This window comes from Lysobacter sp. F60174L2, from assembly GCF_052547135.1.
The window spans coordinates 473,622-498,930 of sequence record NZ_JBQWRA010000001.1 but is presented as its reverse complement, the minus strand read 5'-3'; the positions used below and the strand labels follow the sequence as shown (position 1 = coordinate 498,930).

Sequence of the window (25,309 nt, the reverse complement as noted above, 5' to 3'; positions counted from 1 at the left end):
CCGTTCAGCGGTGCAGGCGGTCCCACAGCCAGTCGTTGCGGTTGCCGGCGGCGGTGGAGACCAGCTCGCGGCGCAGCTGTGCACGCTCCTGTGGCGGCGTGCGCTGCACCAGCACCGACAGGTCGTGGCGTTGCGGCGGGGTCATCGCACGCAGTACGCGTAACAGGTCCGCGTGCTCGTCCGACGGGACCTGCGCCAGCAACGGCTGCAGCGCGGCGTAGTCGGCGCCCAGTTCCGGGCCGAGCAGCCAGCCGCGGCGTTCGCTGCGATCGAGCGCGTCGAACCGGCTGCGCAGCGCCTGCCGCTCCTCCGCCGGCAGGCCCGCAAATCGGCGCGCGGCCGCGCGTACCCGGGCCTGCTCGTCGGCGGGCAGGGCCTGCCACGCCCGGTAGCGCTCACGGGCCGCACCGCGCCCGGCGGGCGGCAACGCGTTCCAGCGTTCGACACGGTCGAGGAAGGCACGCCGCTCCCCGGGGCTCCACGCGGTCCATTGCGCCGCTTGCTGCTGCAGCTCCGCGCGCCGTTGCGGCTGCAGCTGAGGCAGGACCGCCTCCAGGTCATCCAGCACCGCCGGCGTCGCGTGCGCCAGCGCGGCCAGCCCGAACAGCCCGGCGACCAGCAACGGCCAGCGCGGGCGGCGAACGCACCGTTCAGCGCGACTCATCGGCGGCCTCGCTGGAGAAATGGTCGGCCAGCCAGCTGTTGAACGCGATCTGCTCGGATTCGGCGAGGCCTTCCGGGTCGGCCAGCAGCGCAAAGTCGCGATGGGTGACCAGTCCGGCCTCCGCGCCGTAGCGTGACGCCGGTGCCTCGGCCGGCAGTTCATGCTGCCCGGGCGTGCCGCGCGAACTGCCATCAAGCCAGCGCGCGGTGCCCGGCCAGAAGGTCGCGGCGAACGCCAGTGCGCACAGCCCCAGCAGCGCCCACAGCACGGTCGGCAACCAACTCGGCGGCCGGCGGGTGTCGACGCCTCCGGCCTGCCGACCGGCTTCACCAAGGCCGGCGGTCCCGGCCAAGGCGGCCTCGCGGTTGCGACCCAGTCGCACCAGCCGTGGCGGCGGCAGGGTCTTGATCCGGCGCCGCACCTGGTCGCCCAGGCGCTGCCAGGCCTGCGGGTCGGCGCGGCCGTCGGCGTGGCGCGGCAGCGCGCGCCGCAGTGCAAGCTGGTAGGTCGGCTCGGCGATGCCCAGCACCGCGGCCGCCTCGACCGGCTCCAGGCCCGCGGCCAGGCGCAGCAACAACGCCGCACGCGGGCCATCGCCGAGCCTGGCCAGGCAGTCGGTCGCATCCAGCTCCATCGCCAGCGGCGGATGCTCGCGCAAGCCGGGTTGGGCCAGCAGCAAGGTCCAGAACCGTCGGGGCCACTGGTCCATCGGCAGGCGACCGGCCTCGGCGCGGAACTGCCGCATGGTCGCAGCCAGCGCGGCGTCCCCGGTCGCCGCGTCGCCGCATTGCAGCTCGGCCAGCACCGCGCCGCGGCGCTCGACCCCGCGCAGGAACGCGGCCAGCGCCGGCGGCGCCGATCGCCCGGCAGCGGACGCGACGGCCGTACCGGAAGGGGACGTGCCGGAGGACTCCGGCGGAGGACGGACACTCATCGGAACGAATTCACCATGACCGCATCATAGCGACCGCAACGCGCCCGCCGGATGGCTTGACAAGCCCCGTAAAAGTTCGCGAACAAAGCGTGACGGGGGCTTGCGCCAGATGGGTTGTGCACAGCAGCGGGTTTTCCGTCATGAACGAACCATTCAGGAAAATGCAGGACCGTATTGCAGCGATGTTTCACGGACAAGTGTCTGATTTTTTTACGGTTATCGCGCATGGCACTTTTTTGACCAACCCGGCGCAAGCGCTTGTGGCACCGGCATCGCGCATTCTTCGGCGACGACCATGCACAGAGTTATCCACAGTCGATGTGGATAACGGCCATTTCCTTTGAAAAACGCGAACTTGCGCACGCTTTGTCAGGCAACCCGAAGCAATGCGGCGCAACTGCCGCGTATGCCCGATCGGGCGGCTCGCTAGACTGGCGCCCATGCCGCCCGCACCGCCCAAACCGCCCGCACCGAACGTCCTGCGGGTCGCCCTGCCGCTGCCGTTGCCGCGCCTGTTCGATTACCTGATGCCAGCAGGCGACGGCCCGACCGCCGGGGTCGGTTCGCGGGTCCGGGTGCCATTCGGGCCGCGCGAACGGGTCGGGGTGATCGCCACACTGGCGCCGGCCGCCGAGGACGATGCCCCCGCGCTCAAGCCGGCGCTGGCGGTGCTGGACGCCGAGCCGCTGTTCGCCGGTGAACTGCTGGACTCCCTGCGCTGGCTGGCCCGCTACCTGCACGCGCCGCTGGGCGAAGTGCTGGCGACCGCCCTGCCCGGCCCGCTGCGCCACGGCGAGCCCCTGCCCGACACCCACGACTGGGCCTGGCAGTTGACCGAGGCCGGGCGGACCGCCGTGGACGGGCTGCGGAGTGGCAGGCCGCGGCGACTCGCCGAGCGCCTGCTCGCCGGGCCACTCGACGAGGCCACGCTCGATGACGACGCCGCGCAGGCGCCCGCCGACTGGCGCAGCGCCGCGCGCTCGCTGGCCCGGCGCGGGCTGGCCGAACGCGTCGCCATTCCGCCGTCGCAGCGGGCGCCGCGCCCGCAGCCGGGCCCGACGCCCAACCCGCAACAGCAGGCGGCGATCGACGCGCTGCTGGCGGGCACCGACGGGTTCGCGCCGTTCCTGCTCGACGGCGTCACCGGAAGCGGCAAGACCGAGGTCTACCTGCACGCGATCGCCGACTGCCTCGCGCGCGGCCGGCAGGCACTGGTGCTGGTGCCGGAGATCGGCCTGACCCCGCAACTGCTGGCCCGTTTCCGCGCCCGGCTCGGGGTGCCGGTGCATGCGCTGCACTCGGGGCTGTCGGACGGCGAGCGCGCGCGCACCTGGGCGGCCTGCCGCCGTGGCGAGGCGCGGGTGGTGGTCGGCACGCGCTCGGCGGTGTTCCTGCCGCTGCCGAAGGCGGGCCTGATCGTCATCGACGAGGAACACGACGGCAGCTTCAAGCAGCTCGACGGCATCCGCTACCACGCCCGCGACTTCGCCCTGGTCCGCGCCCGCGCGCTGGCGGTGCCGATCGTGCTCGGCAGCGCCACGCCGTCGCTGGAGTCGCTGCGCAACGCCCGGACCGGGCGCTACACCCACCTGCGCCTGCAGCAGCGCGCCGGCAATGCCCGGCCGCCGGCGGTGCGGGTGATCGACGTGCGCAAGCGACCGCTGCAGGCCGGGCTGTCGCCGGAGCTGCTGGACGCGATCGGCCGCGCGCTCGATGCCGGCGGCCAGGTGCTGGTGTTCAAGAACCGCCGCGGCTACGCGCCGGTGCTGCTGTGCCACGACTGCGGCTGGAGCGCGCAATGCCCGCGCTGCAGCCTGCCGGAGCAGGGCACGCCGATGACCGTGCATGCCGGCGGCCGGCGGCTGCAATGCCACCACTGCGGCGCGCGCCGGCCCGCGCCGAACGCCTGCCCCGATTGCGGCGGGCTGGCGCTGCAGTCGCAGGGCGCCGGTACCGAGCGGATCGAGGAGGCCCTGCGTGCGCGCTTCGCCGACGTTCCGGTGCTGCGGATCGACCGCGGCACCACCCGGCGTCGCGACGCGCTGGAGCAGCACCTGGCGCAGTTCGGCGACACCCGCGGCATCCTCGTCGGCACCCAGATGCTGGCCAAGGGCCATGACCTGCCGAACCTGACCCTGGTGGCGGTGGTCGGGATCGACGAGGGCCTGTTTTCCGCCGATTTCCGCGCCCCGGAAAAACTCGCGCAACTGCTGATCCAGGTCGCCGGCCGCGCCGGCCGCGCCGACAAAGCCGGACAGGTGCTGCTGCAGACCCACCATCCGGAGCACCCGTTGCTGGCGACGCTGCTGTCGGGCGGCTATGGCGCGTTTGCCGAACTGGAACTGGAACAGCGCGAGGCGGCCGGCTTCCCGCCGTTCGCGCACCTGGCGATGCTGCGTGCGGAAGCGAAGCAGGTCGAAGTCGCCAACGACTTCCTCCAGGCGGTGCGCGGCTGCATCGAACGCGACGCCGACCGCACGCTGGAGATCAGCGGCCCGTTGCCGGCACCGATGCCGCGCCGCGCCGGCTACCAGCGCGTGCAGCTGCTGCTGTCGGCGCCGGAGCGGCGTGCCCTGCACGGCGCGCTGGATGCCGCATTGCCGGCGATCCACGCGCTGCCCGGGGCGCGCAAGGTGCGCTGGTCGCTGGATGTGGATCCGGTGGATCTGTATTGACGGGTTGGCGTTGTAGGCGTTGCTTCGATGTAGGAGCGACGTGAGTCGCGATTTCCTCGCCGCCCGGGATCGCCGTGCAATCGCGACTTACGTCGCTCCTACATCAACGCGGAAACGCATTGCGGTGATTCCGTTTACTTCACGGTCTTCGCCGCCCGCTTCCCGCCCACGGCCTTCTTCGCCTTCGGCCTGTCGCGCACATGGATCGCGAGGTTGTTCCGGCGCACCTCGAACAGGTCGGTCGCCTCGATCAGGTCGCTGAGCTTGCGGTAGCCGTAGTTGCGCGAGTCGAACGAGGTCTGGTTGCCGATCTGGCTGCCGACCGCACCCAGGTGCGACCAGCCGTCATCGCCGCTGGCGGCGTCGACCGCCGAACGCAGCAGTTGCACCAGCTTCGTGTCGCCGCGAAGCGCCGCCGCGGTCATCGGCTTGGCCGCGGGCACCGCGTCCGGACTCTCCGGTTCCCCCAGGTTCTCCAGATAGAGGAAGGTCGAGCAGGCCTTCACGAACGGCTCCGGCGTCTTCTTCTCGCCGAAACCGTAGACCTTCAGGCTCTCGCTGCGCAGGCGCATCACCAGTGGGGTGAAGTCGGCATCGCTCGACACGATCGCGAACCCGTCGAGGTTGCGCGCGTACAGCATGTCCATCGCGTCGATCACCATCGCCATGTCCGAGGCGTTCTTGCCGGTGCTGTAGGCGAACTGCTGGATCGGCCGGATCGCATGCGCGTGCAGCCGCTCCTCCCAGCCCTTGATGTGCGGGTTCTTCCAGTTGCCGTAGGCGCGGCGGACGTTGGCCTCGCCGTGGCGCGCGACCTCGGCGAGGATCACGTCGATCTTGGCCGCCGGCGCGTTGTCGGCGTCGATCAGCAGGGCGATGCGTTTTGCCGGGTCGTTGGCGGCCATGGCGGTTCCTTGCGGGGCGGTGGATCGAGCCTACCGCAGCGCGCGGCGGTTGGCGGCGCAACCGTTGGTCGGCGCCGACGCGGCTGTCAGACTATGCCCACGCGAACGCAGGGAGTCGGCATGCACGGCAACGGCAGGCAGCACCATGTGGTGGTGGTCGGGGGCGGTTTCGCCGGGCTGTGGGCGACCCGTGCACTGGCCGGCGACGATGTCCGCATCACCCTGGTCGACCGCCGCAACCACCACCTGTTCCAGCCGCTGCTGTACCAGGTCGCGACCGCCGGGCTGTCGGCGCCGGACATCGCCGCGCCGCTGCGGCACATCCTGCGCGGGCAGGACAACGTCGAGGTGCGGCTCGGTGAGGTCATCGGCATCGATGCCGCCGCGCACACGGTCACCCTGGCCGATGGCGACGCGATCGGCTACGACAGCCTGCTGCTCGCCAGCGGCGCGACCCACGCCTATTTCGGCCATGACGACTGGGCCGGCGACGCACCCGGGCTAAAGACGCTCGACGACGCGCTGCTGATCCGGCGCCGGGTACTGCTGGCATTCGAACGCGCCGAAGCCGCCGACGATCCGGCCGAGCGCGATGCGTGGTTGAGTTTCGCGGTGGTCGGCGGCGGCCCGACCGGGGTCGAGCTGGCCGGCACCCTCGCCGAGATCGCGCGCAAGACCCTGCGTCGCGAGTTCCGCCATATCGATCCGTCCGAGGCCCGGGTGCGGCTGGTCGAGGCCGGGCCGCGGGTGCTGTCGACGTTCCCCGAGTCGCTGTCGGAAAAGGCGCGGCGGCAATTGCGGAAGCTCGGCGTCGAGGTGCTGACCGACTCGCCGGTCAGCGCGATCGACGCGCACGGCATCACCCTGTCGCGAAAGGATCCGGCGCGCCCGGGAACCGCAGGGGCCGCACGGTCATCCGGCGGCCCGGCGCCGGACCGGGTGCCGACCACTGGCGCGGCAACGGGGAACAGCCCGTCTGGCAGCGACGCCCCATCGAATGCCGCGGCACCGGTCACGATTCCCGCACGTACCGTGCTGTGGGCCGCGGGCGTGGCCGCCTCTCCCTTGGGTGCGCTGCTGGATGCCGAACGTGATCGCGCGGGGCGTGTCCTGGTTGGCCCGGATCTCGGCGTGCCGGGTCATCCCGACATGTTCGTCGCCGGCGACCTCGCCAGCATCCAGCAGGACGGCAAGCCCGTGCCCGGGGTGGCGCCGGCGGCCAAGCAGATGGGCAGCCACGTCGCTGCCGTGATCCGCGCGCGGCTGGCCGGCCAGCCCGCCCCGGCGTTCCGCTACCGCGACTTCGGCAACCTCGCGACCATCGGACGGATGGCCGCGGTGGTGCACTTCGGACGGCTGAAACTGTCGGGACTGCTCGCGTGGTGGTTCTGGCTGGTCGTGCACATCCTGTTCCTGATCGGCTTCCGCAACCGGCTGGTGGTGCTGCTCAACTGGGCCTGGGCGTACTGGAGCTACCAGCGGCATGCGCGGATCATCTTCGGCAAGCCCGACACCCCCGACGATCCCCCGCCGATGTAGGAGCGACGTAAGTCGCGAACGCCACGGCCTGTGAGGTGCGGCGGATTCACCTCGGCTTCGGCAGCCGGCGAGCGGATGCTTCGTCATGCGATTCCGCAACGCCTGTTGCAACCCGTCCCGGTTACCTGCGCGTTCGCGACTTACGTCGCTCCTACATGGAGCAGTCGACGTGGAAGCGAACGCGCATACGAAAACGGCCCGGGGTACCGGGCCGTTGTTTACGTGCGGTGACGCGACTTACGCGGTGAACAGCGCGCGCATCTTCTTCAGCGCATTGGCCTCGATCTGGCGGATGCGCTCGGCCGACACGCCGTACTCGTCGGCCAGCTCCTGCAGGGTCACCTTGTTCTCGTTGCCGAGCCAGCGACGGGCGACGATGTCGCGCGAACGCTCGTCGAGTTCGGCCAGGCCTTCGTGGAGCAGCGCGATCTGGCTGTCCTCGGAATCCTCGCGCTCGTAGATCTGCGAAGGGTCCTCGTCACTGGCGCGCAGGTAGGCGGCCGGCGACGGCGGCGCGTGGTCGTCGTCATCGTCGCTGGACAGGTCGAAGCCGATGTCGCGACCGGACAGCCGCGACTCCATCTCCAGCACCTCGCGCTTGGAGACGTTGAGGTCGGCGGCGACCTGGGTGACCTCGGCGTCGTTCATCCAGCCCAGGCGCTTCTTGCTCTTGCGCAGGTTGAAGAACAGCTTGCGCTGCGCCTTGGTGGTGGCGACCTTGACGATGCGCCAGTTCTTGAGGATGAACTCGTGCATCTCGGCGCGGATCCAGTGCACCGCGAAGCTGACCAGGCGCACGCCCTGGTCGGGGTCGAAGCGCTTGACCGCCTTCATCAGGCCGATGTTGCCTTCCTGGATCAGGTCGCCGAGCTGCAGGCCGTAGCCGTTGTAGCCGCGGGCGACGTGGACCACGAAACGCAGGTGCGAATGGACCAGCTCGCGGGCGGCGTCGAGGTCGTCCTCGCCGTGGAAGCGGCGGGCCAGCGCCTGCTCGTCCTCGGCGCTGAGCACCGGGATCTTGTGCACGGCGCCGATGTAGGCGTCGAGCGAGCCGATCGGGGTCAGCGCGTTCAGCGCGGAAACCGGCAGGCTGTTGGAAACGAGGGCGTTGGAGGCTGCAATCTGGGTCATGGGGTGATCTTAGCAGTCGTTATGGGTGCGTGCTAAGGCTCCGGCGGGGCTTCAGCATCCCATTCACGGAACAATCAGCGGGGTTTCGAAGATGGATCGTGCACCGTTGGACGTAAGGTCCGGGTCAAAAGTTTCAATGCGCGCTGACTGTCCCAACTGCCGATCTTCGCGGAGAGGCGCTCAGGCCACGTCCAGCGCCGCCACCGGAGGCAGCGACCAGTCGATCGGCGCCTGCCCGTGGCGGGCCAGGTACTGGTTGGCGGCGGAAAAATGGCCGCTACCGAGGAAGCCCCGATGGGCCGACAGCGGCGAGGGGTGCGGCGCCTTCAGCACCCGGTGGCGCTGGCGGTCGATCATCGCGCCCTTCTTCTGCGCGTAGCTGCCCCACAGCAGGAACACCAGGCCTTCGCGCTCGCGGTCCAGGGTTTCGACCACGTGGTCGGTGAAGCCTTCCCAGCCCTTGCCGGCGTGCGCGCCGGCCTGGCCGGACTCGACCGTCAGCACCGCGTTGAGCAGCAATACGCCGCGGTGGGCCCACGGCAGCAGGCAGCCGTGGTCGGGCCGGGCGATGCCGAGGTCGCGCTCGATCTCCTTGTAGATGTTGAGCAGCGACGGCGGGACGGGCACGCCGGGGCGGACCGAGAAGCACAGGCCGTGCGCCTGGCCGGGACCGTGGTACGGGTCCTGGCCGAGGATCACCACCCGGGTTTCGTCGAACGGAGTGGCGTCGAACGCGGCGAAGATTTCCGGGCCGGGCGGGAACACACGTGCGCCGGCGGCCTTGCGCTGGCGCAGGAAGGCGGCCAGCGACTGCATATCGTCGCGCTGCAGGTAGTCGCCGATGCGGGCTTTCCAGGAGGGTTCGAGCTTGATCCGGTCGTCGGTCATGCCCTTATTGTAGGAGCGACGTAAGTCGCGATTTCCTCGCCAACCGGGATCGCCGTGAAATCGCGACTTACGTCGCTCCTACAGGACGCGACAGTGACGCCGGCCGTGGCCCCGCTACCCCAGCCTGGCCAGCCGCAACTGGAACAGCGTCTTCGTCACCAGCAGGCGCTCCTCGATCGGCTTCAGCACCAGGTCGTTGGCGCCGGCGCGCAGCAGTGCGCTCTGGTTGTCGGCGTTCGCGTCGCCGGTCATCACCAGCACCGGCAGGCGGCGCTTGCCGTAGCCGAAGTCGTTGCGCACCCGGTCGAGCAGGTCCTTGCCTTCGAGTTCGCCCTTCAGGTAGACGTCGGTCAGGACCAGATCGGTACCCGGATCGTCGGCGCCGCGCTGGCCTTCGAGGTATTCCAGCGCCGACTCGACATCGACGAAGTGCAGCACTTCCATCTGCTGGCGTTCGAGCATGCGCTTGGTCGCCAGCGCGACCACCCGGCTGTCCTCGACGTACAGCACGCGCGCACCGGGGATCGGCGCGGGCTGCACGTAGCCGCGGATGAACTCCGCCAGTGCGGTGTGGCCGAGCGACTTGTCGAAATAATCGGTGACGTCCTCGGTGAACTGCCGCGACTCCAGGTGCGACTGGGCGTCGGCCGAGACCACGATCACCGGCACGTAGGCCTGGCCCGCGGCCTCGCGCACGGCGCGGGCCAGCGCGATGCCATCGCCGTCGGCCAACGCCAGCGAGGTGGTGACCAGGTCGACCGGGCCGGCGGCGAGCGCGGCGCGGGCTTCGGCGATGTCGGCGCAGGGCACGACCTCGACGTTTTCCAGCTCGCGCACCAGCACGTCGCCGATCAGCTTGCGCACCAGCTTCGAGCCGTCCACCACCATCACCCGCGGCGCGGCAGCGGCGACGTGGCGCAACTTGTCGTCGTTTCCGGTCATGCGTGCGCGCTCATGTGTCGGTGGGGCGCGTCTGGCGCAGGTAGTGGCCGGTGACCAGGCCGGCGCCGATCCAGCCGAGCACGCCGGCGCCAACGACGATCCCGAGCGCGGCCAGCGGGCCGAAGCCCTGCAGCGCGAAATCGCTGCCGTAGCTGCGCGCCAGTGCCGCCAGCGGCGCCCGCAACGACAGGTCGGCCGCGGTCAGCAGCGCCAGCGCCAACGCGCCGGCGACCACGCCGTAGCTCAGGCCCAGATACAGGAACGGCCGGCGGATGAAGCCGTCGGTGGCGCCGAGCAGTTGCAGCACGCCGATCTCCTCGGTGCGCTGCTGGATGTCGAGGCGCACGGTGTTGCCGACCACCAGCAGCGCGCCGAAACCGAGCATCGCCGCCAGCACCCAGGCCAGCCGGCCGCCGAAGCGCAGCCAGCCGTCGAGGCGTTCGCGCCATTCGGCGTCGTGCTGGACGATGTCGGTTTCCGGCAACTCCTGCAGCGCGGCGGCAAGCAACGCCTCGTCGCCGCTGGGGCTGACCACCAGCAGGCTCGGCAGCGGGTTGCCTTCGAGGCTGGAGATCGTCTCCCCCAGGCCGCTGGTGGCGCGCAATTCGGCCAGGCCCTGCTCCGGGGTGTGGTGTTCGACCGCGGCGACGTCGGCGCGCGCGCGCAACTCGTCGGCCAGTTTACCGGCGCGCTCCAGGCTGATTTCGGGTTTCAGGAACAGGCTGATCTGGCGCGCGTCCTGCACGTCGCCGGCAAAGCGCTCCACATTCGCCAGCGCCACCCACAGGCCCAGCGGCAACGCCAGCGCGACCGCCATGACACCGATCGTCAGCGCGGTCGACCACGGCTTGCGCAGCATCCGCCCGACACTGGCGACGAGGCTGTAGAGATGGTGGTCGAGCCAGGTACCGACGCGTGAGCGCGCCTTCGCCGGCGAGGTGCTGGGCGTCCTGCTCATTCGGCGAGGTCCTCCGGCGCGATGTCGTCCACCAGTTGGCCCTGGTTGAGCACCAGCACGCGCTTCTTCATCCGCTTGACCAGCGCCAGGTCGTGGCTGGCGATCAACACGCTGGTGCCGCGCTCGGGCAGCGCCTCGAACAGCGCCATGATCTCCGCCGACAGGGTCGGGTCGAGGTTGCCGGTCGGCTCGTCGGCCACCAGCAGCGCCGGCTCGCCGACGATCGCGCGGGCGATGCCGACGCGTTGCTGCTCGCCGGCGGAAAGCTGGGTCGGCAGCGCCTGCGCACGCGCGCCGAGGCTGACCCGGTCGAGCACCGCACGCACCCGCTTGTTGATCTCGGCCCGGCGCAGGCCCTGCAGCAGCAGCGGCAGGGCGACGTTGTCGGCAACGCTGCGGTCGGCCAGCAGCCGGTGGTCCTGGAACACCACGCCGACGTTGCGGCGGTGCAGCGCGACCTTGCTGCCGCGCACCCGCATCAGGTTCTGCTGGCCGAACAGCACCGCGCCGCGACTGGGCCGCTCGGCGAGGTGGATCAGCTTCAGCATGGTGGTCTTGCCGGCGCCGGAGTGGCCGGTGAGGAACAGCATCTCACCGGCGCCGACCTCGAAGCTGACCTCGCGCAGCGCCTGCTGGCCGCCGCTGTACTGCTTGCTGACGTTGTCGAAGCGCAGAACGCTCATCGCGCACCTGTCGAAGACGATGCCGCCAAGTATCGGCGGCGGCGGCGGTGATGGCTACCGCGGAGCGTCAGTGTTGCGAATTCGGTCCGCGGGTCACCATCGACTGCAGGCTGCGCTTGATCCGGCCGAGCAGGCCGGGCTTCTCGCCCCCCTTGTCGGCGACGGGTTTGGCGACCGGCTTCGGCTTGCTGGCCGCGACCTGCGTCGCCTTGCCAGTGCCGGCAGGGCTGCGCGTCGGCTGCGGCTGCGCCGGCTGGCTGGCGGCGTTGTCGCCGGCACCCTCGACCTTGCGGCCGCCGCGGCGACGACGGCGCTTGCGCGGCGGACGCTGCGCTTCGCCATCGGCCCCGGTCGGGACACCGTCGGTCACGGTTGCCGCGGTTTGCGGACGCGCGCCGGACGCCGCCGGGCTTCCGCCCTTCGCTTCTGCGGTGACGCCAGCACCGGAACCGGCCGCACCGTCGCGACGCGGGCGTCGTGAACCGCGTCCGCCCTCGCCACGCCCACCCGTACCGCGGCTACCGGAACCCGGGCCGCCGCGACCGCGCCCACCGCCGCGACGCTCCTCGTCGGCCGCGCGCTGCTCGCGCGCTTCCTTGAAGATCGCGCCGACGCTTTCCTGCTCCTCGCCCTCGGCCAGTTCGCGCTTCGGCCGCGGCTTGGCCACCAGCAGTTCGGCCTCGACCGGCGCGGTCGGCAGCTTCTGCTCGATGTAGGCCTCGATGTCCGGCAGGCTCATCGCATAGCGCTCGCAGGCGAAGCTGATCGCGTCGCCCTCCGCTCCGAGTCGGGCCGTCCGGCCGATCCGGTGCACGTAGTCCTCGGCGTCGAACGGCAGGTCGTAGTTGTAGACGTGGCTGACGCCGTCGATGTGCAGGCCGCGGGCGGCGACGTCGGTCGCCACCAGCAGTTCGAGCTGGCCCTTCTGGAACTTGTTGAGCAGCGACTCGCGCTTCTTCTGCGGCACGTCGCCGCTGAGCACGCCGACCCGGTAGCCGCCACGCTCCAGCGCCCGCGCGACCCGCTCGACCCAGACCTTGGTGTTGACGAACACCATCGTGCGCGCGCCCTCGCTGCGCGACAGCAGGCCCAGCAGCAGCGGGATCTTCTCCTCGTCGGCCGGGAAGTAGACCAGCTGGCGGACCTTGGCCGCGGTGATCGTCTCGGCCTCGACCACGAGCTTCTCGGGCTCGTTCATGTGCTCGTAGGCCAGCTCCAGCACGCGGTGGCTCAGGGTCGCCGAGAACAGCAGGGTCTGGCGCTCGGTGCGGATCGGCATGCGCCGCAGCAGGAAGCGGATGTCCTTGATGAAGCCGAGGTCGAACATGCGGTCGGCCTCGTCGAGCACGCACATCTCGCAGGCGTGCAGGCTGACCACCTTGTGCTGCTTGACGTAGTCGATCAGCCGGCCCGGGGTCGCGATGATGACGTCGACGCCCTGCTGCAGCAGCTCGCGCTGCTTGTCGTAATCGACGCCGCCGTAGACCAGCGCGAACTTGAGGCCCAGGTCGCTGCCGAACTTGACCGCGTCCTTGTGGATCTGGATCGCCAGCTCGCGGGTCGGGGCCAGGATCAGCGCGCGCGGGTCGCCGGGGTTGCGCTCGGCCAGTGCCGGCCGGGTCAGCAGGCGGTTGATCACCGCGACCAGGAACGCCAGCGTCTTGCCGGTGCCGGTCTGGGCCTGGCCGGCGACGTCGCCGCCCTTCAGCGCGACCGGCAGGGTCATCGCCTGGATCGGGGTGCAGCGGGTGAACCCGGCGCCCTCCAGCCCGGCCAGCAGGCTCGGGTGCAGGTCGAACGAGGAAAACGCGATATCGGTAAGGGGCTTGTCGCTCATGCGGTCATTCATCTCGGGTCTGGGAGGTCCCACGCGTGCGTTGATGGGCGTGCTTGCGTGGGTGGCGTCGGCGAAGCAGACTGCCGGGGTCGGCCAGTTTCATCCCTGACCGCAGCGTGCGGAGGCCTTGAATGCCACCGCGAAACGCCCCAGTTTAACGCAACCCCCACCAAAAGCCCGGCCGACCCGCGTCCGCCGGCACCCGCCCCCACGCAGGAGAGCCTTGTGAGCGATAAAGTCATGCAGGTCGGCGACGCCGACTTCGATAGCGCCGTGCTGCAGTCGTCCGAACCGGTCCTGGTCGACTTCTGGGCCGAATGGTGCGGCCCGTGCAAGATGATCGCCCCGGCGCTGGACCAGCTGGCCGAGGAGTACGCCGGCAAGGTCAAGATCGCCAAGGTCAACGTCGACCACAACCGCGCCACCGCGATGAAGTACCACGTGCGCTCGATCCCGATGCTGCTGCTGTTCAAGGACGGCCAGGTGCAGGAAACCCAGATCGGCGCGGTCGGCAAGGGCCAGCTGGCGCAGCTGATCGACAAGGCGCTCTGAGCGCCGGCGGCCGCCACGGCGGCGGCCGCGGTCCGTCGGGGCGCGGTGCGGATCGTCCCCACGCACGGGCGCACATCTCCGCTGACGCATGATGGTCGCGATGGCCCACGATGCGAATGTAGGAGCGACGTAAGTCGCGAACGCACTGCCCGGTCCAACGGCGTGGCGGTTCGCCTGCGGGAACGTGGGCCGCAGCCGCTGCGGGAACCCTTGAGGCGCACAACGCCTGCCGCATCCAGCCAGGGCGAGGAAATCGCGACTTACGTCGCTCCTACATCGCCCCGCCACGGAACGACGCCGCACCCGGATCATGAACAACCCGGCGTCGCCCCGCTTGCTGCGGCCCGGCAGCAATGCTAGTTTCACGAAACCCGGCGTGTTGCAGGCGCCGCACCCCTTCTAGAACATCACTTAACCAGTGACCACGTCCCCGACGTCCCGCTCGCCATTCGCGCGAGCGCTCGCCGCTTAGCGAGGAATACCCGCTTGTCCGATAACACCCCCGACGCTGGCGATACCGCCGAAAAGCGCGTGCGCAAGCCGCGTGCGAGCAAGGCCGATAGCGCGCCCGCCGCCAGCAAGACCGAATCGGCCAAGGCCGATACCCCGAAAGCCGAGCCCGTGAAGAGCGAGCCGGCCAAGAGCGAGCCCAAGCCTGCCCCGGCCGAGGCCAAGCCGGCTGCGCCGAACGCCGGCGAAGCGTCCGCGCCCGCGCCGAAGCCGGCCGCGGCGCCGCCCCCGGCCAAGGCCGAAGCCACCGGCGCCGGCGAGTCCGCCCCCTCCGGCAACGGCAACGCATCGCGCGCCGAAGGCCAGGCCAATCCGCCGCGCGACAACCAGGGCCAAGGCCAGAACCAGGGCCAGAACCAGCAGCGCGGTGGCGGCGACCAGGACGGCGGCCGCGGCAACCGCCGTGATCGTTTCCGCAACCGCCGTGAGCGTGGCGGCGGCAACAACCGTGGCAACCGCGACGGCTTTCCGAGCGACGACGGCGGCAACGAGACCTTCGTCCCGCGGCCGAACCCGCAGGTCCCCGAGGGTTTCCCGGTGTACTCGCTGGGCGACCTCAAGCGCATGCCGGCGCACAAGCTGCTCGAGATCGCCGAACAGCTGAGCATTTCCGAGGGCGTCGCCCGCGCACGCAAGCAGGACGTCATCGTCGCCGTGCTGAAGGTGCTGACCCGCCACGGCGAAGGCGTCGCGGCCGACGGCGTGCTGGAGATCCTGCCCGACGGCTTCGGCTTCCTGCGCGCGGCCGAGGCGTCCTACCTCGCCGGCCCGGACGACACCTACATCTCGCCGAGCCAGATCCGCCGCTTCAACCTGCGCACCGGCGACCACCTGTCGGGCCGCATCCGCTTCCCCAAGGATGGCGAGCGCTACTTCGCGCTGTCGATCGTCGACACCATCAACGGCGAGCCGCTGGAAGCGAGCAAGAACAAGGTCCTGTTCGAGAACCTGACCCCGCTGTTCCCGCGCCGCAAGTTCGTGCTGGAGCGCGGCGACGGCTCGACCGAGGACATCACCGGCCGCATCCTCGACCTGATGGCGCCGCAGGGCAAGGGCCAGCGCGCGCTGATCGTGTCGCCGCCGAAAGCCGGCAAGACCATGCTGATGCAGCAGGTCGCGACCGCGATCACCCACAACCACCCCGACGTGCACCTGATCGTGCTGCTGGTCGACGAGCGTCCCGAGGAAGTCACCGAAATGCAGCGCACCGTGCGCGGCGAAGTGGTGTCGTCCACGTTCGACGAGCCCGCCGGCCGCCACGTGCAGGTCGCCGAGATGGTGATCGAGCGCGCCAAGCGCCTGGTCGAGCACAAAAAGGACGTGGTGATCCTGCTCGACTCGATCACCCGCCTCGCCCGCGCCTACAACAACGTGCTGCCGAGCTCGGGCAAGATCCTGTCCGGCGGCGTCGACGCCAACGCCCTGCACCGGCCCAAGCGCTTCTTCGGCGCCGCGCGCAACGTCGAGGAAGGCGGCAGCCTGACCATCATCGCCACCGCGCTGATCGACACCGGCAGCAAGATGGACGAGGTGATCTACGAGGAGTTCAAGGGCACCGGCAACTCCGAGGTCCACCTCAACCGCCGCATCGCCGAGAAGCGCGTGTACCCGGCGATCGACATCAACCGCAGCGGCACCCGCCGCGAGGATTTGCTGATCGAGCCGGAGCTGCTGCAGAAGATCTGGATCCTGCGAAAGCTGCTGCACGGCATGGACGAGATCGGCGCGATGGAGTTCCTGCTCGACAAGATGAAGAACACCAAGTCCAACGACGAGTTCTTCAGTTCGATGAAGCGCTGAGGCCGGCAACGGCTGGAATAGAAACGCCCCGCATTGCGGGGCGTTTCTCTTTGCGCATTCCGGCGAAGCGCCGGAATCAGAGCAGGATACCGACCACCTCGGTGGCAAGCTGGAACCGGGAGTTGATCGGCTGCACCTGGCCGTCCTTCAACGACATGCCGTCCGTCGCCGCCACGGCGCTTTCGGTAACCCACGGTGCCGGATGACGCGGTCCCGGCAAGTATTGACGCCAGGTGTTTTCGACGGTGAAACGCCCATAGCCGTCATTCAGGGAGTAAGTCACCGGTATCCGCACGCTGACGCCCACCGGTTTGCCCCCGACGGTTTCATTGATATTAAACGTCCAGTGCTTCGCCACGTCCACGCTGGCCTCTGCAAACAAATCGCGCCATCTCTCGGCACTGCGCTCATTGCGGACGCCCCGGTCCAGGCTGACCTGCTCCGGATGCACCCGTATCACCTTGCCCTGGTCATCGAGCTTCAGTACCAGCACCACCTTTGCGCCCATGTTCGAGCGCAGCGCTTCCACCGGATAGCGGGGAGGGCTCAGGTCGTGCGCGCTGCGGCTCGGCTCGCCGAACCAGACGTCATTGACACGCAACTGGTAGTCGCCGGTCGCGGTGGGTTCGGCATTGATCGATATCCGCATGCGGGTAGCGCCGATCACCGGGCGTCCGTCGACCAGTATCGGTTCGAATCGCCATTGTTCGATGTTCCGCGCCAAGGCCTGTTCGATCACTGGCGTCTGACCCTTGTCCAGTTCGTAGTGATGGACGCGGCCGTCCGGACCGATCTCGATGTCGCCGGTCGCGGTGATCTCGTAGATCGGGGCGGCGGCCTGGGTGGAAGACGCGTCCCCGGCATACGCCAACGGCGCAAACGACAGCGCCAATAACAGAATCCATGTTTTCACGGTTCCCCTCTCCCTGAGATATCGAGTGATCGCAAGAACCGTAATAACACGGCGCACCTGCGTGAACGAAGGCTAAGCCCAGGCTCGCCAGGCCGCAACCCGAGTGCGCGCGGCATGCCATCGCTCTCTGGGCGGTCGACCACTTCCGCGCATAATCATCCAAGGAGGTGCGCATGCACGGTGGTGGTCTCGAACTGGCGTTGGTATTCCTGCTGGCGGCGGTGATTGCGGTGCCGGTGTTCCGGCGTTTCGGGCTCGGCGCGGTGCTGGGCTACCTCGCCGCCGGCGTGGTGCTGGGGCCGTACGGCATCCGGGTGATCCGCGATGCCGAGCCGGTGCTGGCGGCGTCGGAGATCGGCGTGGTGATGATGCTGTTCGTGATCGGCCTCGAGCTGTCGCCGTCGCGCTTGAAGGTCATGCGCAAGCCGGTGTTCGGTGCCGGCGGCGCGCAGATGCTGGCCAGCGGTTTGATCCTCGGGTTGCTGGCGACGCTGGCCGGATTCGGCTGGAAGGCGGCGCTGGTGGTCGGCCTCGGGCTGGCGCTGTCGTCGACCGCGGTGGGCCTGCAGTTGCTGTCGGAACGCAAGGCGCTGACCAGCGAGCACGGCCGGCTGGCGTTCGCGATCCTGCTGTTCCAGGACCTGTGCGCGATCCCGTTGCTGGCGGCGATCCCGTTGCTCGGTCAGGCGGCGGCGGTGGAGTCCGGTGGGCTCGGCTGGGATGCGGTGCTGAAGGCGGTCGCGGCGATCGTGGCGCTGGTGTTCGGTGGCCGGGTGCTGCTGCGCCACGTGTTCCGGGTGGTCGCGCGTTCGCTGATGCCGGAGGTGTTCACTGGCGCGGCGCTGCTGGCGGTGCTCGGTTCGGCGTGGCTGATGCAGATCGCCGGGCTGTCGGCGGGACTGGGCGCGTTCCTGGCCGGCGTGCTGCTGGCCGACTCGGAGTTCCGCCACGAGCTGGAAGCGCAGATCGAGCCGTTCAAGGGCCTGCTGCTGGGACTGTTCTTCATGGCGGTCGGCATGAGCATCGACCTCAAGCGGGTGATGGCCGAGCCGCTGCTGATCGAGTTGATGGTGCTGGCGCTGCTGGTGGTGAAGTTCGCGATCCTGCTCGCGGTCGGCATCCGCCCGGGCGGGCTGTCGCGGCGCGATGCGCTACAGCTGGCGGCGGTGCTGGCGGTTGGCGGCGAGTTCGCGTTCGTGGTGTTCTCCGAGGCGGTCAAGGCCGGCCTGCTCGACGACGTGATGCGCGACCGGCTGGTCGCGGCGGTCGGCGTGTCGATGGCGCTGACGCCGCTGCTGATGATCGCGATCGCGCGCTTCCTGCGCGGCCATCCGGTGGCGCGGCCGGCGCGCGATTACGACCCGATGCCCGACGACGGCCATCCGCAGGTGCTGATCGCCGGCTTCGGTCGCTTCGGCCAGATCGTCGCGCGCTTGCTGGTGGCGCAGAAGGTGCCGTTCATCGCGATCGAGCACAGCGCCGACCAGGTCGACTTCATGCGCCGCTTCGGCAACCCGCTGTTCTACGGCGACCCGGCCAAGCCGGAGCTGCTGCGCTCGGCCGGAGCCATCCACGTGCGGGTGTTCGTGATCGCGATCGACGACCCCGAGGCCAGCCTGCGCACGGTGCGGGTGATCCGCCGGCTGTATCCGCAGGCGAAGGTCATCGCCCGCGCGCGCGACCGCCGGCATGCCTGGGACCTGATGGACCTCGGCGCGCAGTCGCAGCGCGAGATGCTGCTGTCGAGCCTGCAGGTCGGCGAGGACGTGCTGGTCGCGCTCGGGGTGCCGGCCGCGGTGGCGCGCGACCATGGCCGCAAGTTCCTCGCCCACGACGAGCGCCTGCTCAACGCGCAGTACCTGGTCCACGACGATGCGGAGGCGTTGCTGCAGGCGTCCAGCGATGCGCGGCGCGAGCTGGAGCAGTTGTTCGACGCCGACCAGGGCGCCGGCGTGCTCGGTGGCATCACCCGGCGCAAGGACTCGCCGCCGGCGAAGGACGCCGTGGAGCCCGACGGCGCCTGAAGCTCAGCGCTGGTCGCGCAGGAACCGCGCCATCGACACGTCGCCACCGGTCGGCGGCGCGAACTCGGCGGCGATGTCGATGAAGCCGCGCATCACCGCGATCTCGCGCGGGTTGCGGTTGAGGGTGTCGCGCAGGTCGGGGTCGGCGGACGCACGCAGCAGCCACTTCACCACTTTCAGCAGGCCGTGCAGCGCGGCCAGGTGCAGCGGGCCGAAGCCGCGCGGGTCCTGGCGATCGAGGCGGGCGTCGTGGTCCATCAGCTGTTCGAGGCCGGCGATCAGCACGTCCTCGTCGGCGGGGCTGCCGGGTTCGGCACGCGCGCCGAGCAGCAGCAGCAACGGCGTGGCACCGCCATCGGCGGCACCGTCGGAATCGGCTTCGGCGCCGGCCAGCAGCAGCGTGTCGAACAGCGCGACCAGGCGGGTGCGCTCGCGTGCGCCGAAGCCGAACATCGCGGCGCAGTGCAACGCGGTGCGGCCCTGCGCGTCGACCGCGCGCACGTTGGCGCCGGCACCGAGCAGGCGCGCGGCGAGGTCGGGCAGGCCAAGTGCGCACGCGACCATCAGCACGGTCAGTTCGCCCGGCAGGCGCTGCTCGATGTCGGCGCCGGCCGTCAGCAGGCGGTCGACGATGTCGTTGTGGCGCATGCTGACCGCCGCCGACAGCGGGGTCGCGCCGGAGCCGGCCGCGAGCTGCGGGTCGGCGCCGCGGGCGATCAGCAGGTCGACCACGGCGCGGTGCCCGCCACCGGCGGCGCGCAGCAGGGCGGTGCAGCCCTGGCTGTCCAGCGCGTCGACCGGCAATCCGAGATCGAGCAGGCGACGCACCGCATCGGCATCGCCGACGATCGCCGCGGCGGGCACGTCGGCGGCCTCCAGCCGGCGACGCGGCAGTGGCCAGCCGCGCCAGTCGAGCCAGTCGGCGAGGTCGCGGCGGCCGGCCGACAGGGCAACGCCCAGCGGGGTCTGGCCGTCGGCGGCGAGCTGGTCCGGCGAGGCGCCGTGGGCGACCAGCTGGCGCAGCATCGCCTCGCGCCCGAGCGCCGTGGCCAGGTGCAGCGGGCTCATGCCGCGGCTGTCGCGCGCATCCAGGTTTACTCCGCTGTCCAGCAGGCGCCGCAGCAAGCGCATCCAGCCCAGGCGAACCGCCAGCGTCAGCGGCGGGTCGCCGGCGCGGCCCGGGGCGAACGGATCGGCGCCGTGTTCGACCAGGGTCAATGCGACGTCTTCCAGCCCGGCCAGCGATTTTTCGCTGGCGACGCAGGCGCCGAGGAACGTGGCGAGGCCACCGGTACCGGCCGGCGACACCGCGCGCTGCAGCAGCACGCGCAGCGACGGCAGGCTTGCGGGACCGCGTCGCAGCAACACCGCCATCGGGGTGTTGCCGGAACCGTCCCGGACCTCCGGGTCGCCGCCGCGGGCCAGCAACCATTCGATCTGGTGCGGCGGCACGATCGCATCGCCGTCGTGCAGCAGCGCGCCGAGTTCGGCCGGGCCGAGCAGGCTGGCGACGGATTCCAGTTCCAGCTCGCGGCCGTCGCCGAGGCCTTCGCGCAGCAACGCGGCGGGGGCGCGGTCGGCCAGCGCGGCATCGTCGGCGCCGGTGACGCTGGCGGGCAAGGCATAACCGGCGTCGAGCGCGGCCACCAGCGGCCAGCGACCGGCGGCAGCGGCGCGGTCGATCGGGCGCTTGCCCTCGCGGTCGCGTTGCTCGGGATCGATCCCCAGATCGAGCAGGCGCTTGACCAGCGCCGGGGTCGCGCCCTCGGCCATGCAGGCCAGTGCCAATACGTTGCGACCGTGCTCGTCCTGGCTGGCGACCTCGGCCGCGCCGCCGCTGGGCAGCTTTTCCAGCAACCGGTCGAGCACGTCGAGATGGCCGCCCCGGGCGGCTTCGTGCAGCGGACTGGCGCCGTGGACATCGGCGATCGCCGGCGAGGCGCCCGCGGCGAGCAGCGCGTCGACGATGCCGGCGTGGCCGGCCAGCGCGGCTTCGTGCAATGCGCTGCGGCCATCGCCGTTGCGGGCGTCGACCCTGGCCTTGAGCTTGAGCAGCAGCAACACCCCGGCCGGGTCGTCGTCCTCGCCGCTGGCGGCGGCCAGCAATGCCGGCTGGCCATCGGCCGGCTCGGGCCGGGCGCCGCGCTCGAGCAGGAACCGCGCGAGCCGCCAGTTGCCGGCGGCGCAGGCGACGCCGAGCGGGGACAGGCCGTCGTGGTTGAGCACATCCAGTTCGGCCGCGGCGTCGCGCAGCAGCGCGGCCACGCCCGGGTCGGAACTGCGCGCGGCGAAATGCAGCGGGGTGTTGCCCTCGGCGTCGACCGCGCGCGGGTCGGCGCCGTTGGCCAGCAGGGTCATCACCGCGTCGGGCCGGCCGTGCCAGCTGTCGCGGGTGGCGGCCAACAGCGGCGTGATGCCGGCGTCGGCGTTGTTGAGCTCGATCCCGCGCGCGATCAGCCCGCGCAGCAGGCGCAGGTCGGGCAGCACCGCGGCCAGTACCGCGAGGCTGCGCTGGTCGCGCTCGTCGGCCGGTGGCGGTGCGTGCGGGTCGGCGCCGGCTTCGATCAGTTCCAGCGCGCGCTCGACCCGGCCGCTGCGGGCGGCGGCGTACAACGCCGGCTCCAGCGGTTCCGCAGGCGGCGCGCGGCGGAGGACGACATCGTCGACCAGGGCATCGGGGGCTGTGTCGCTGTGGCCGGCCGGCAACTCGACCACGTCGGCGACTTCGCGGTCCACCAGCGCCTGCTCCGCGGCGCCCTCGCCTTCGATCTGCTCCTCGCCGAACTCTTCCTCGTATTCCTCCTCGCCCAGATAGCCCAGCGCATCGGCCGGCGCCACGCGCTGCAGCCACGCATGCAGCGCCACCGACCCCGCCAGCAGCAGTATCGCCAGCAGCCAGCGCAGGCCGCCATCGACCAGCCCCGGCCACGCCAGCGCCAGGATCGTCGCCGCCACCGCGGTCACCGCCAACGCCACGCCCAGCCCGCGCCAGGCACCGGGATCGACCGCCACCAGCGCGCGCCAGTGGTCGCCAAAGGCGCCGCCATCGCGTTCGAGCCCCTGCCACAGCGGCCACAGGCGCCACAGCACGATCAGCGCGACGCCGATCACCACGCTCAGGCCAAGTACCGCCGGCAGCGAGCCACCGCGCAGCAACGCCGACAGCGGCCAGGCGACCGCGAGCGCGAGCGCCGCGACCACGCCCACCCAGAGCAGCAGCACCGGAGGCAATCCGTGGCGCAAGCGCGATGGCGTCACCGGCGCGCGGTTGCGCCAGTGCCGCGCCGCCAGGGCGAACAGCGGCTGGGCGAAGGTGCCGGCCACCGCGGCGAACCAGCCACCAAGGCCGCCCAGCAAGGCCAGCACGGTTGCGCCGGCCGCCAGCCCGGCCAGCGGACCGCGGTGCTCGGGTCGCTCAGCCATCTGTACCCCAGTCCTCGGTCATCGGGTCGGCCATGTCGGCCGGCAGTTGCAGGTGGAAGCCGCGCGTTGCCAGGTTCCCGCGCACCACTGCGGCGTCGCCACGGGCCAGCTTCCGTTCGGGCGTCAGCGCCAGCTCCATCACGAACTGCAACCGCCCCAGCGGCGCGCGCACGGCCTCGGGCACGCGCGTGAAGTCGTCGCGCGCGGCGAGGAACACGTAGGTGTCGTCCTTGCGGAGACTCTTGTAGACGTAGGCTTGCATGGCGGCCGGGGGAAAGCTGCACGGAAACTGTGCGGACAGCATACCCGCAGCCCACGGACACGCGAATCCGGCGTTCAGGCCGGATCGCAGGCGCGGATGCTAGCGCCCGTGCGGCCTCCCGGGCCGGCTCAGTGGTAGCCCGAGTCGGCCTCGACCTTGCCGCGGAACACCCGGTACGACCACCACGTGTAACCCAGGATCAGCGGCAGCAGCACCACCAGCCCGGCCAGCACGAACACCTGCGACGACGGCGGCGAGGCGGCCTCCCAGATGGTGAGCGCCGGCGGCACGATGTTCGGCCAGATCCCCAGCACCAGCCCGATGAAACCCAGCGCGAAGAAGCACAACGTCAGCACGAACGGCATGGCGTCGCGGCCTTCGCGCATCGCCGCGCGCCACAACGCGACGGCGTTGGCGAGCGCCAGCAGCGGCACCGGCGCCAGCCACCAGAAGTTACCGCCTTCGAACCAGCGCGCCATGATCCGCGAGTCGAGGAACGGCAGCCACGCGCTGACCAGCCCCATGAACGCGACCACCACGAACACCAGCGGCCGGGTCAGGTTGCGCGCGACCAGTTGCATCCGTCCCTCGGTCTTGAGGATCAGCCAGCAGGCGCCGAGCAGGGCGTAGCCGAACACCACCGCGACCCCGGTCAGCATCGAGAACGGGCTGAACCAGTCGAACGCGCCGCCGACGTATTTGCCTTCCTGCAGCGGCATGCCCTCGACCAGCGCGCCGAGGATCACGCCCTGGGCGAACGCCGCAAACATCGAGCCCAGCGCGAACGCCGCGCCCCACGCCGGCTTGCCGCGCCGCGCCTTGAAGCGGAACTCGAACGCGACCCCGCGGAAGATCAGCGCGATCAACATCAGCAGCACCGGCAGGTACAGCGCCGACAGCACCAGCGCATAAGCCTTCGGGAACGCCGCCAGCAGGCCGGTGCCGCCGAGCACCAGCCAGGTCTCGTTGCCGTCCCAGATCGGCGCGGCGGTGTTCATCATGTGGTCGAGCTGGGCCTCGTCCTCGGCGAACGGCGCGAGGATGCCGAGCCCGAGCACGAAGCCGTCGAGCACGACGTACATCAGCACGCCGAAACCGATCACGCCGAACCAGATCACCGGCAATACCGTCTGCAGTTCCATCAGCCCGTCTCCGCGTCGTCACGGTCGCCGACCGACAGCGGCCGCGCCGGGGTCTTGTCGCCGTCCTCGGTGTCCGGCGGCGGCTCGTGCGGCTGCGGGCCCTTGCGGACCAGCCCGATCAGGTACCAGATGCCGGCGCCGAAGATCACCGCGTAGGCGATCGCGAAGGTGATCAACGAGCCCATGACCGCCGCCGCGGTGATGTTCGGGCTGACCGCCTCGCTGGTGCGCAGCAGGCCGTAGACCACCCACGGCTGACGGCCGATCTCGACCACGTACCAGCCCGCCAGCAGCGCGATGAAGCCGGCTGGGCTCAGCAGCCGCCAGCCGTTGAGCAGCCATTTCGATTCGAACAGCCAGCCGCGCCACCATGCCCACGCCGACACCAGGGTCAGCAGCAACATCGCCACGCCGAGCCCGACCATCACCCGGAAGCCCCAGAACACCGGCGCCACCGGCGGCCGTTCGCTGGCCGGTACCGCGGTCAGTGGCTGGATCTCGCCGTCCCAGCTGTGGGTCAGGATCAGGCTGCCCAGCCGCGGGACCGCGACCTCGTAGTCGTTGCGCTCGGCGTCCTCGTTGGGCAGCGCGAACAGCACCAGCGGCACGCCCTCGCCTTCGGGTTCCGCATGCCAATGGGCCTCCATCGCCGCCAGCTTGACCGGCTGGTGTTCGCCGACGTTGAGCCCGTGCAGGTCGCCGACCAGCACCTGCGCCGGCACCGCGACCAGCGCGAACGCCACCGCCAGCTTCAGCATCCGCCGCGCCGGCTCGATATGGATGCCGCGCCGCAGGTACCACGCGCTCACGCCACCAATCACGAAGCAGGTGGTGATAAACGCCGCCAGCGTCATGTGCACCAGCCGGTACGGGAACGACGGGTTGAAGATGACCGCCGACCAGTCGACCGGCACGAACATGCCGTCGATGATCTCGTGGCCCTGCGGCGTCTGCATCCAGCTGTTGGCCGCGAGGATCCAGAACGTCGACAGCAGCGTGCCGAGCGCGACCATGCAGGTCGAGAAGAAATGCAGCCCGTGCGACACCCGCTTCCAGCCGAACAGCATCACCCCGAGGAAGCTCGCTTCCAGGAAAAACGCGGTGAGCACCTCGTAGCTCAGCAGCGGCCCGAGCACCGCGCCGGCGCGCTCGCTCAGCACCGCCCAGTTGGTGCCGAACTGGAAGCTCATGACGATGCCGCTGACCACGCCCATGCCGAACGAGATCGCGAAGATCCGCAGCCAGAAGAAGTAGAGGTCGCGCCAGACGTCGGCGCGCGTGCGCAGCCAGCGCCACTCGATGAAGGCCAGCCAGTGCGCCAGGCCGATGGTGAACGCGGGGAACAGGATGTGGAACGAAATCACGAAACCGAACTGGATCCGTGACAACAGCAACGGCGACTGCAGCAGCTCGTCCACGCATTACCTCCGCGGCACGCGGGGGTGCGCCGCGCCGGCCATTGTACGCGCCGCCGGTTTGCACCCGGGGTTTGCCGGGTCGGGCGTTGCGCCACCGCCCATGACCGCT

The 25,309-nt window shown here is 70.5% G+C and carries 18 protein-coding genes and 2 pseudogenes; 6 read left to right on the top strand and 14 right to left on the bottom strand.

Going from position 1 to position 25,309, the window contains the following annotated elements:
* Positions 1 to 4 precede the first annotated feature (4 nt).
* Positions 5 to 664 carry a DUF3106 domain-containing protein gene (locus ACT9AS_RS02180; RefSeq protein ID WP_445098477.1) on the bottom strand — a complete coding sequence of 220 codons (660 nt, stop codon included), beginning with the start codon at positions 662 to 664 and terminating at the stop codon, positions 5 to 7.
* Positions 651 to 1,598 carry a hypothetical protein gene (locus ACT9AS_RS02175; protein ID WP_445098476.1) on the bottom strand — a complete coding sequence of 316 codons (948 nt, stop codon included), beginning with the start codon at positions 1,596 to 1,598 and terminating at the stop codon, positions 651 to 653. The genes ACT9AS_RS02180 and ACT9AS_RS02175 overlap by 14 nt, the downstream gene beginning before the upstream one ends.
* 140 nt (positions 1,599 to 1,738) lie before the next feature.
* Here ACT9AS_RS02175 and ACT9AS_RS02170 point away from each other — a divergent pair, with 140 nt between their 5' ends.
* Positions 1,739 to 1,942 carry a hypothetical protein gene (locus ACT9AS_RS02170; protein ID WP_445098475.1) on the top strand — a complete coding sequence of 68 codons (204 nt, stop codon included), beginning with the start codon at positions 1,739 to 1,741 and terminating at the stop codon, positions 1,940 to 1,942.
* A gap of 96 nt (positions 1,943 to 2,038) precedes the next feature.
* The gene (locus ACT9AS_RS02165; protein ID WP_445098474.1) at positions 2,039 to 4,273 is read left to right on the top strand and encodes a primosomal protein N'; all 2,235 of its coding nucleotides are present in this window, start codon (positions 2,039 to 2,041) and stop codon (positions 4,271 to 4,273) included.
* 134 nt (positions 4,274 to 4,407) lie between these two features.
* On the opposite strand, the gene ACT9AS_RS02160 is transcribed toward ACT9AS_RS02165, so the two are convergent.
* Entirely contained in the window at positions 4,408 to 5,178 is a 771-nt protein-coding gene (locus ACT9AS_RS02160; protein WP_445098473.1) for an NYN domain-containing protein, read from the bottom strand.
* A 144-nt stretch (positions 5,179 to 5,322) separates the two neighbouring features.
* Between ACT9AS_RS02160 and ACT9AS_RS02155 the strand changes: the two are divergent.
* Positions 5,323 to 6,717, top strand: a pseudogene (locus tag ACT9AS_RS02155) (NAD(P)/FAD-dependent oxidoreductase); the annotation flags it as partial.
* A gap of 237 nt (positions 6,718 to 6,954) precedes the next feature.
* Here ACT9AS_RS02155 and rpoH read toward each other — a convergent pair.
* The 6 genes from rpoH to rhlB form a co-directional block, all read right to left on the bottom strand.
* Positions 6,955 to 7,848 carry an RNA polymerase sigma factor RpoH gene (gene rpoH, locus ACT9AS_RS02150; protein WP_445098472.1) on the bottom strand — a complete coding sequence of 298 codons (894 nt, stop codon included), beginning with the start codon at positions 7,846 to 7,848 and terminating at the stop codon, positions 6,955 to 6,957.
* Between the two features lie 180 nt (positions 7,849 to 8,028).
* Positions 8,029 to 8,736 (bottom strand): uracil-DNA glycosylase, encoded by a 708-nt coding sequence (gene ung / locus ACT9AS_RS02145; RefSeq protein WP_445098471.1) that lies wholly within the window; start codon positions 8,734 to 8,736, stop codon positions 8,029 to 8,031.
* Between the two features lie 114 nt (positions 8,737 to 8,850).
* The gene (locus ACT9AS_RS02140; protein ID WP_445098470.1) at positions 8,851 to 9,678 is read right to left on the bottom strand and encodes a response regulator; all 828 of its coding nucleotides are present in this window, start codon (positions 9,676 to 9,678) and stop codon (positions 8,851 to 8,853) included.
* Between the two features lie 10 nt (positions 9,679 to 9,688).
* Positions 9,689 to 10,636 (bottom strand): permease-like cell division protein FtsX, encoded by a 948-nt coding sequence (gene ftsX, locus ACT9AS_RS02135; RefSeq protein WP_445098469.1) that lies wholly within the window; start codon positions 10,634 to 10,636, stop codon positions 9,689 to 9,691.
* Complete coding sequence (gene ftsE, locus ACT9AS_RS02130) at positions 10,633 to 11,319, bottom strand: cell division ATP-binding protein FtsE (protein ID WP_445098468.1); 687 nt, start codon at positions 11,317 to 11,319, stop codon at positions 10,633 to 10,635. Before ftsE ends, ftsX begins: the two co-directional genes overlap by 4 nt.
* A 67-nt stretch (positions 11,320 to 11,386) precedes the next feature.
* Entirely contained in the window at positions 11,387 to 13,156 is a 1,770-nt protein-coding gene (gene rhlB / locus ACT9AS_RS02125; protein ID WP_445098467.1) for an ATP-dependent RNA helicase RhlB, read from the bottom strand.
* A 225-nt stretch (positions 13,157 to 13,381) separates the two neighbouring features.
* On the opposite strand from rhlB, the gene trxA reads away from it, so the two are divergent.
* A complete protein-coding gene (trxA, locus tag ACT9AS_RS02120; protein ID WP_445098466.1) occupies positions 13,382 to 13,708 on the top strand; it encodes a thioredoxin TrxA in 327 nt (108 codons plus the stop codon).
* 831 nt (positions 13,709 to 14,539) lie between these two features.
* Positions 14,540 to 16,018: pseudogene (gene rho / locus ACT9AS_RS02115) on the top strand (transcription termination factor Rho); the annotation flags it as partial.
* Positions 16,019 to 16,094: 76 nt separating this feature from the next.
* On the opposite strand, the gene ACT9AS_RS02110 reads toward rho, so the two are convergent.
* The gene (locus ACT9AS_RS02110; protein ID WP_445098465.1) at positions 16,095 to 16,931 is read right to left on the bottom strand and encodes a hypothetical protein; all 837 of its coding nucleotides are present in this window, start codon (positions 16,929 to 16,931) and stop codon (positions 16,095 to 16,097) included.
* Positions 16,932 to 17,104: 173 nt separating this feature from the next.
* Between ACT9AS_RS02110 and ACT9AS_RS02105 the strand changes: the two genes are divergently transcribed.
* Positions 17,105 to 18,955 (top strand): monovalent cation:proton antiporter-2 (CPA2) family protein, encoded by a 1,851-nt coding sequence (locus ACT9AS_RS02105; RefSeq protein ID WP_445098464.1) that lies wholly within the window; start codon positions 17,105 to 17,107, stop codon positions 18,953 to 18,955.
* 3 nt (positions 18,956 to 18,958) lie between these two features.
* Here the strand turns inward: ACT9AS_RS02105 and ACT9AS_RS02100 are convergent, their stop codons facing one another.
* From ACT9AS_RS02100 to ACT9AS_RS02085, 4 genes are all read right to left on the bottom strand, one after another.
* Positions 18,959 to 22,378, bottom strand: coding sequence for an ankyrin repeat domain-containing protein (locus ACT9AS_RS02100; protein ID WP_445098463.1), 3,420 nt, complete (start codon positions 22,376 to 22,378; stop codon positions 18,959 to 18,961).
* Positions 22,371 to 22,640 (bottom strand): YcgL domain-containing protein, encoded by a 270-nt coding sequence (locus ACT9AS_RS02095; RefSeq protein WP_445098462.1) that lies wholly within the window; start codon positions 22,638 to 22,640, stop codon positions 22,371 to 22,373. The genes ACT9AS_RS02100 and ACT9AS_RS02095 overlap by 8 nt, the downstream gene beginning before the upstream one ends.
* Before the next feature lie 128 nt (positions 22,641 to 22,768).
* The gene (gene cydB / locus ACT9AS_RS02090) at positions 22,769 to 23,782 is read right to left on the bottom strand and encodes a cytochrome d ubiquinol oxidase subunit II (protein ID WP_445098461.1); all 1,014 of its coding nucleotides are present in this window, start codon (positions 23,780 to 23,782) and stop codon (positions 22,769 to 22,771) included.
* On the bottom strand, positions 23,782 to 25,191 hold the full coding sequence (locus tag ACT9AS_RS02085; RefSeq protein WP_445099012.1) for a cytochrome ubiquinol oxidase subunit I: 1,410 nt from the start codon (positions 25,189 to 25,191) through the stop codon (positions 23,782 to 23,784). Before ACT9AS_RS02085 ends, cydB begins: the two co-directional genes overlap by 1 nt.
* Positions 25,192 to 25,309 lie beyond the last annotated feature (118 nt).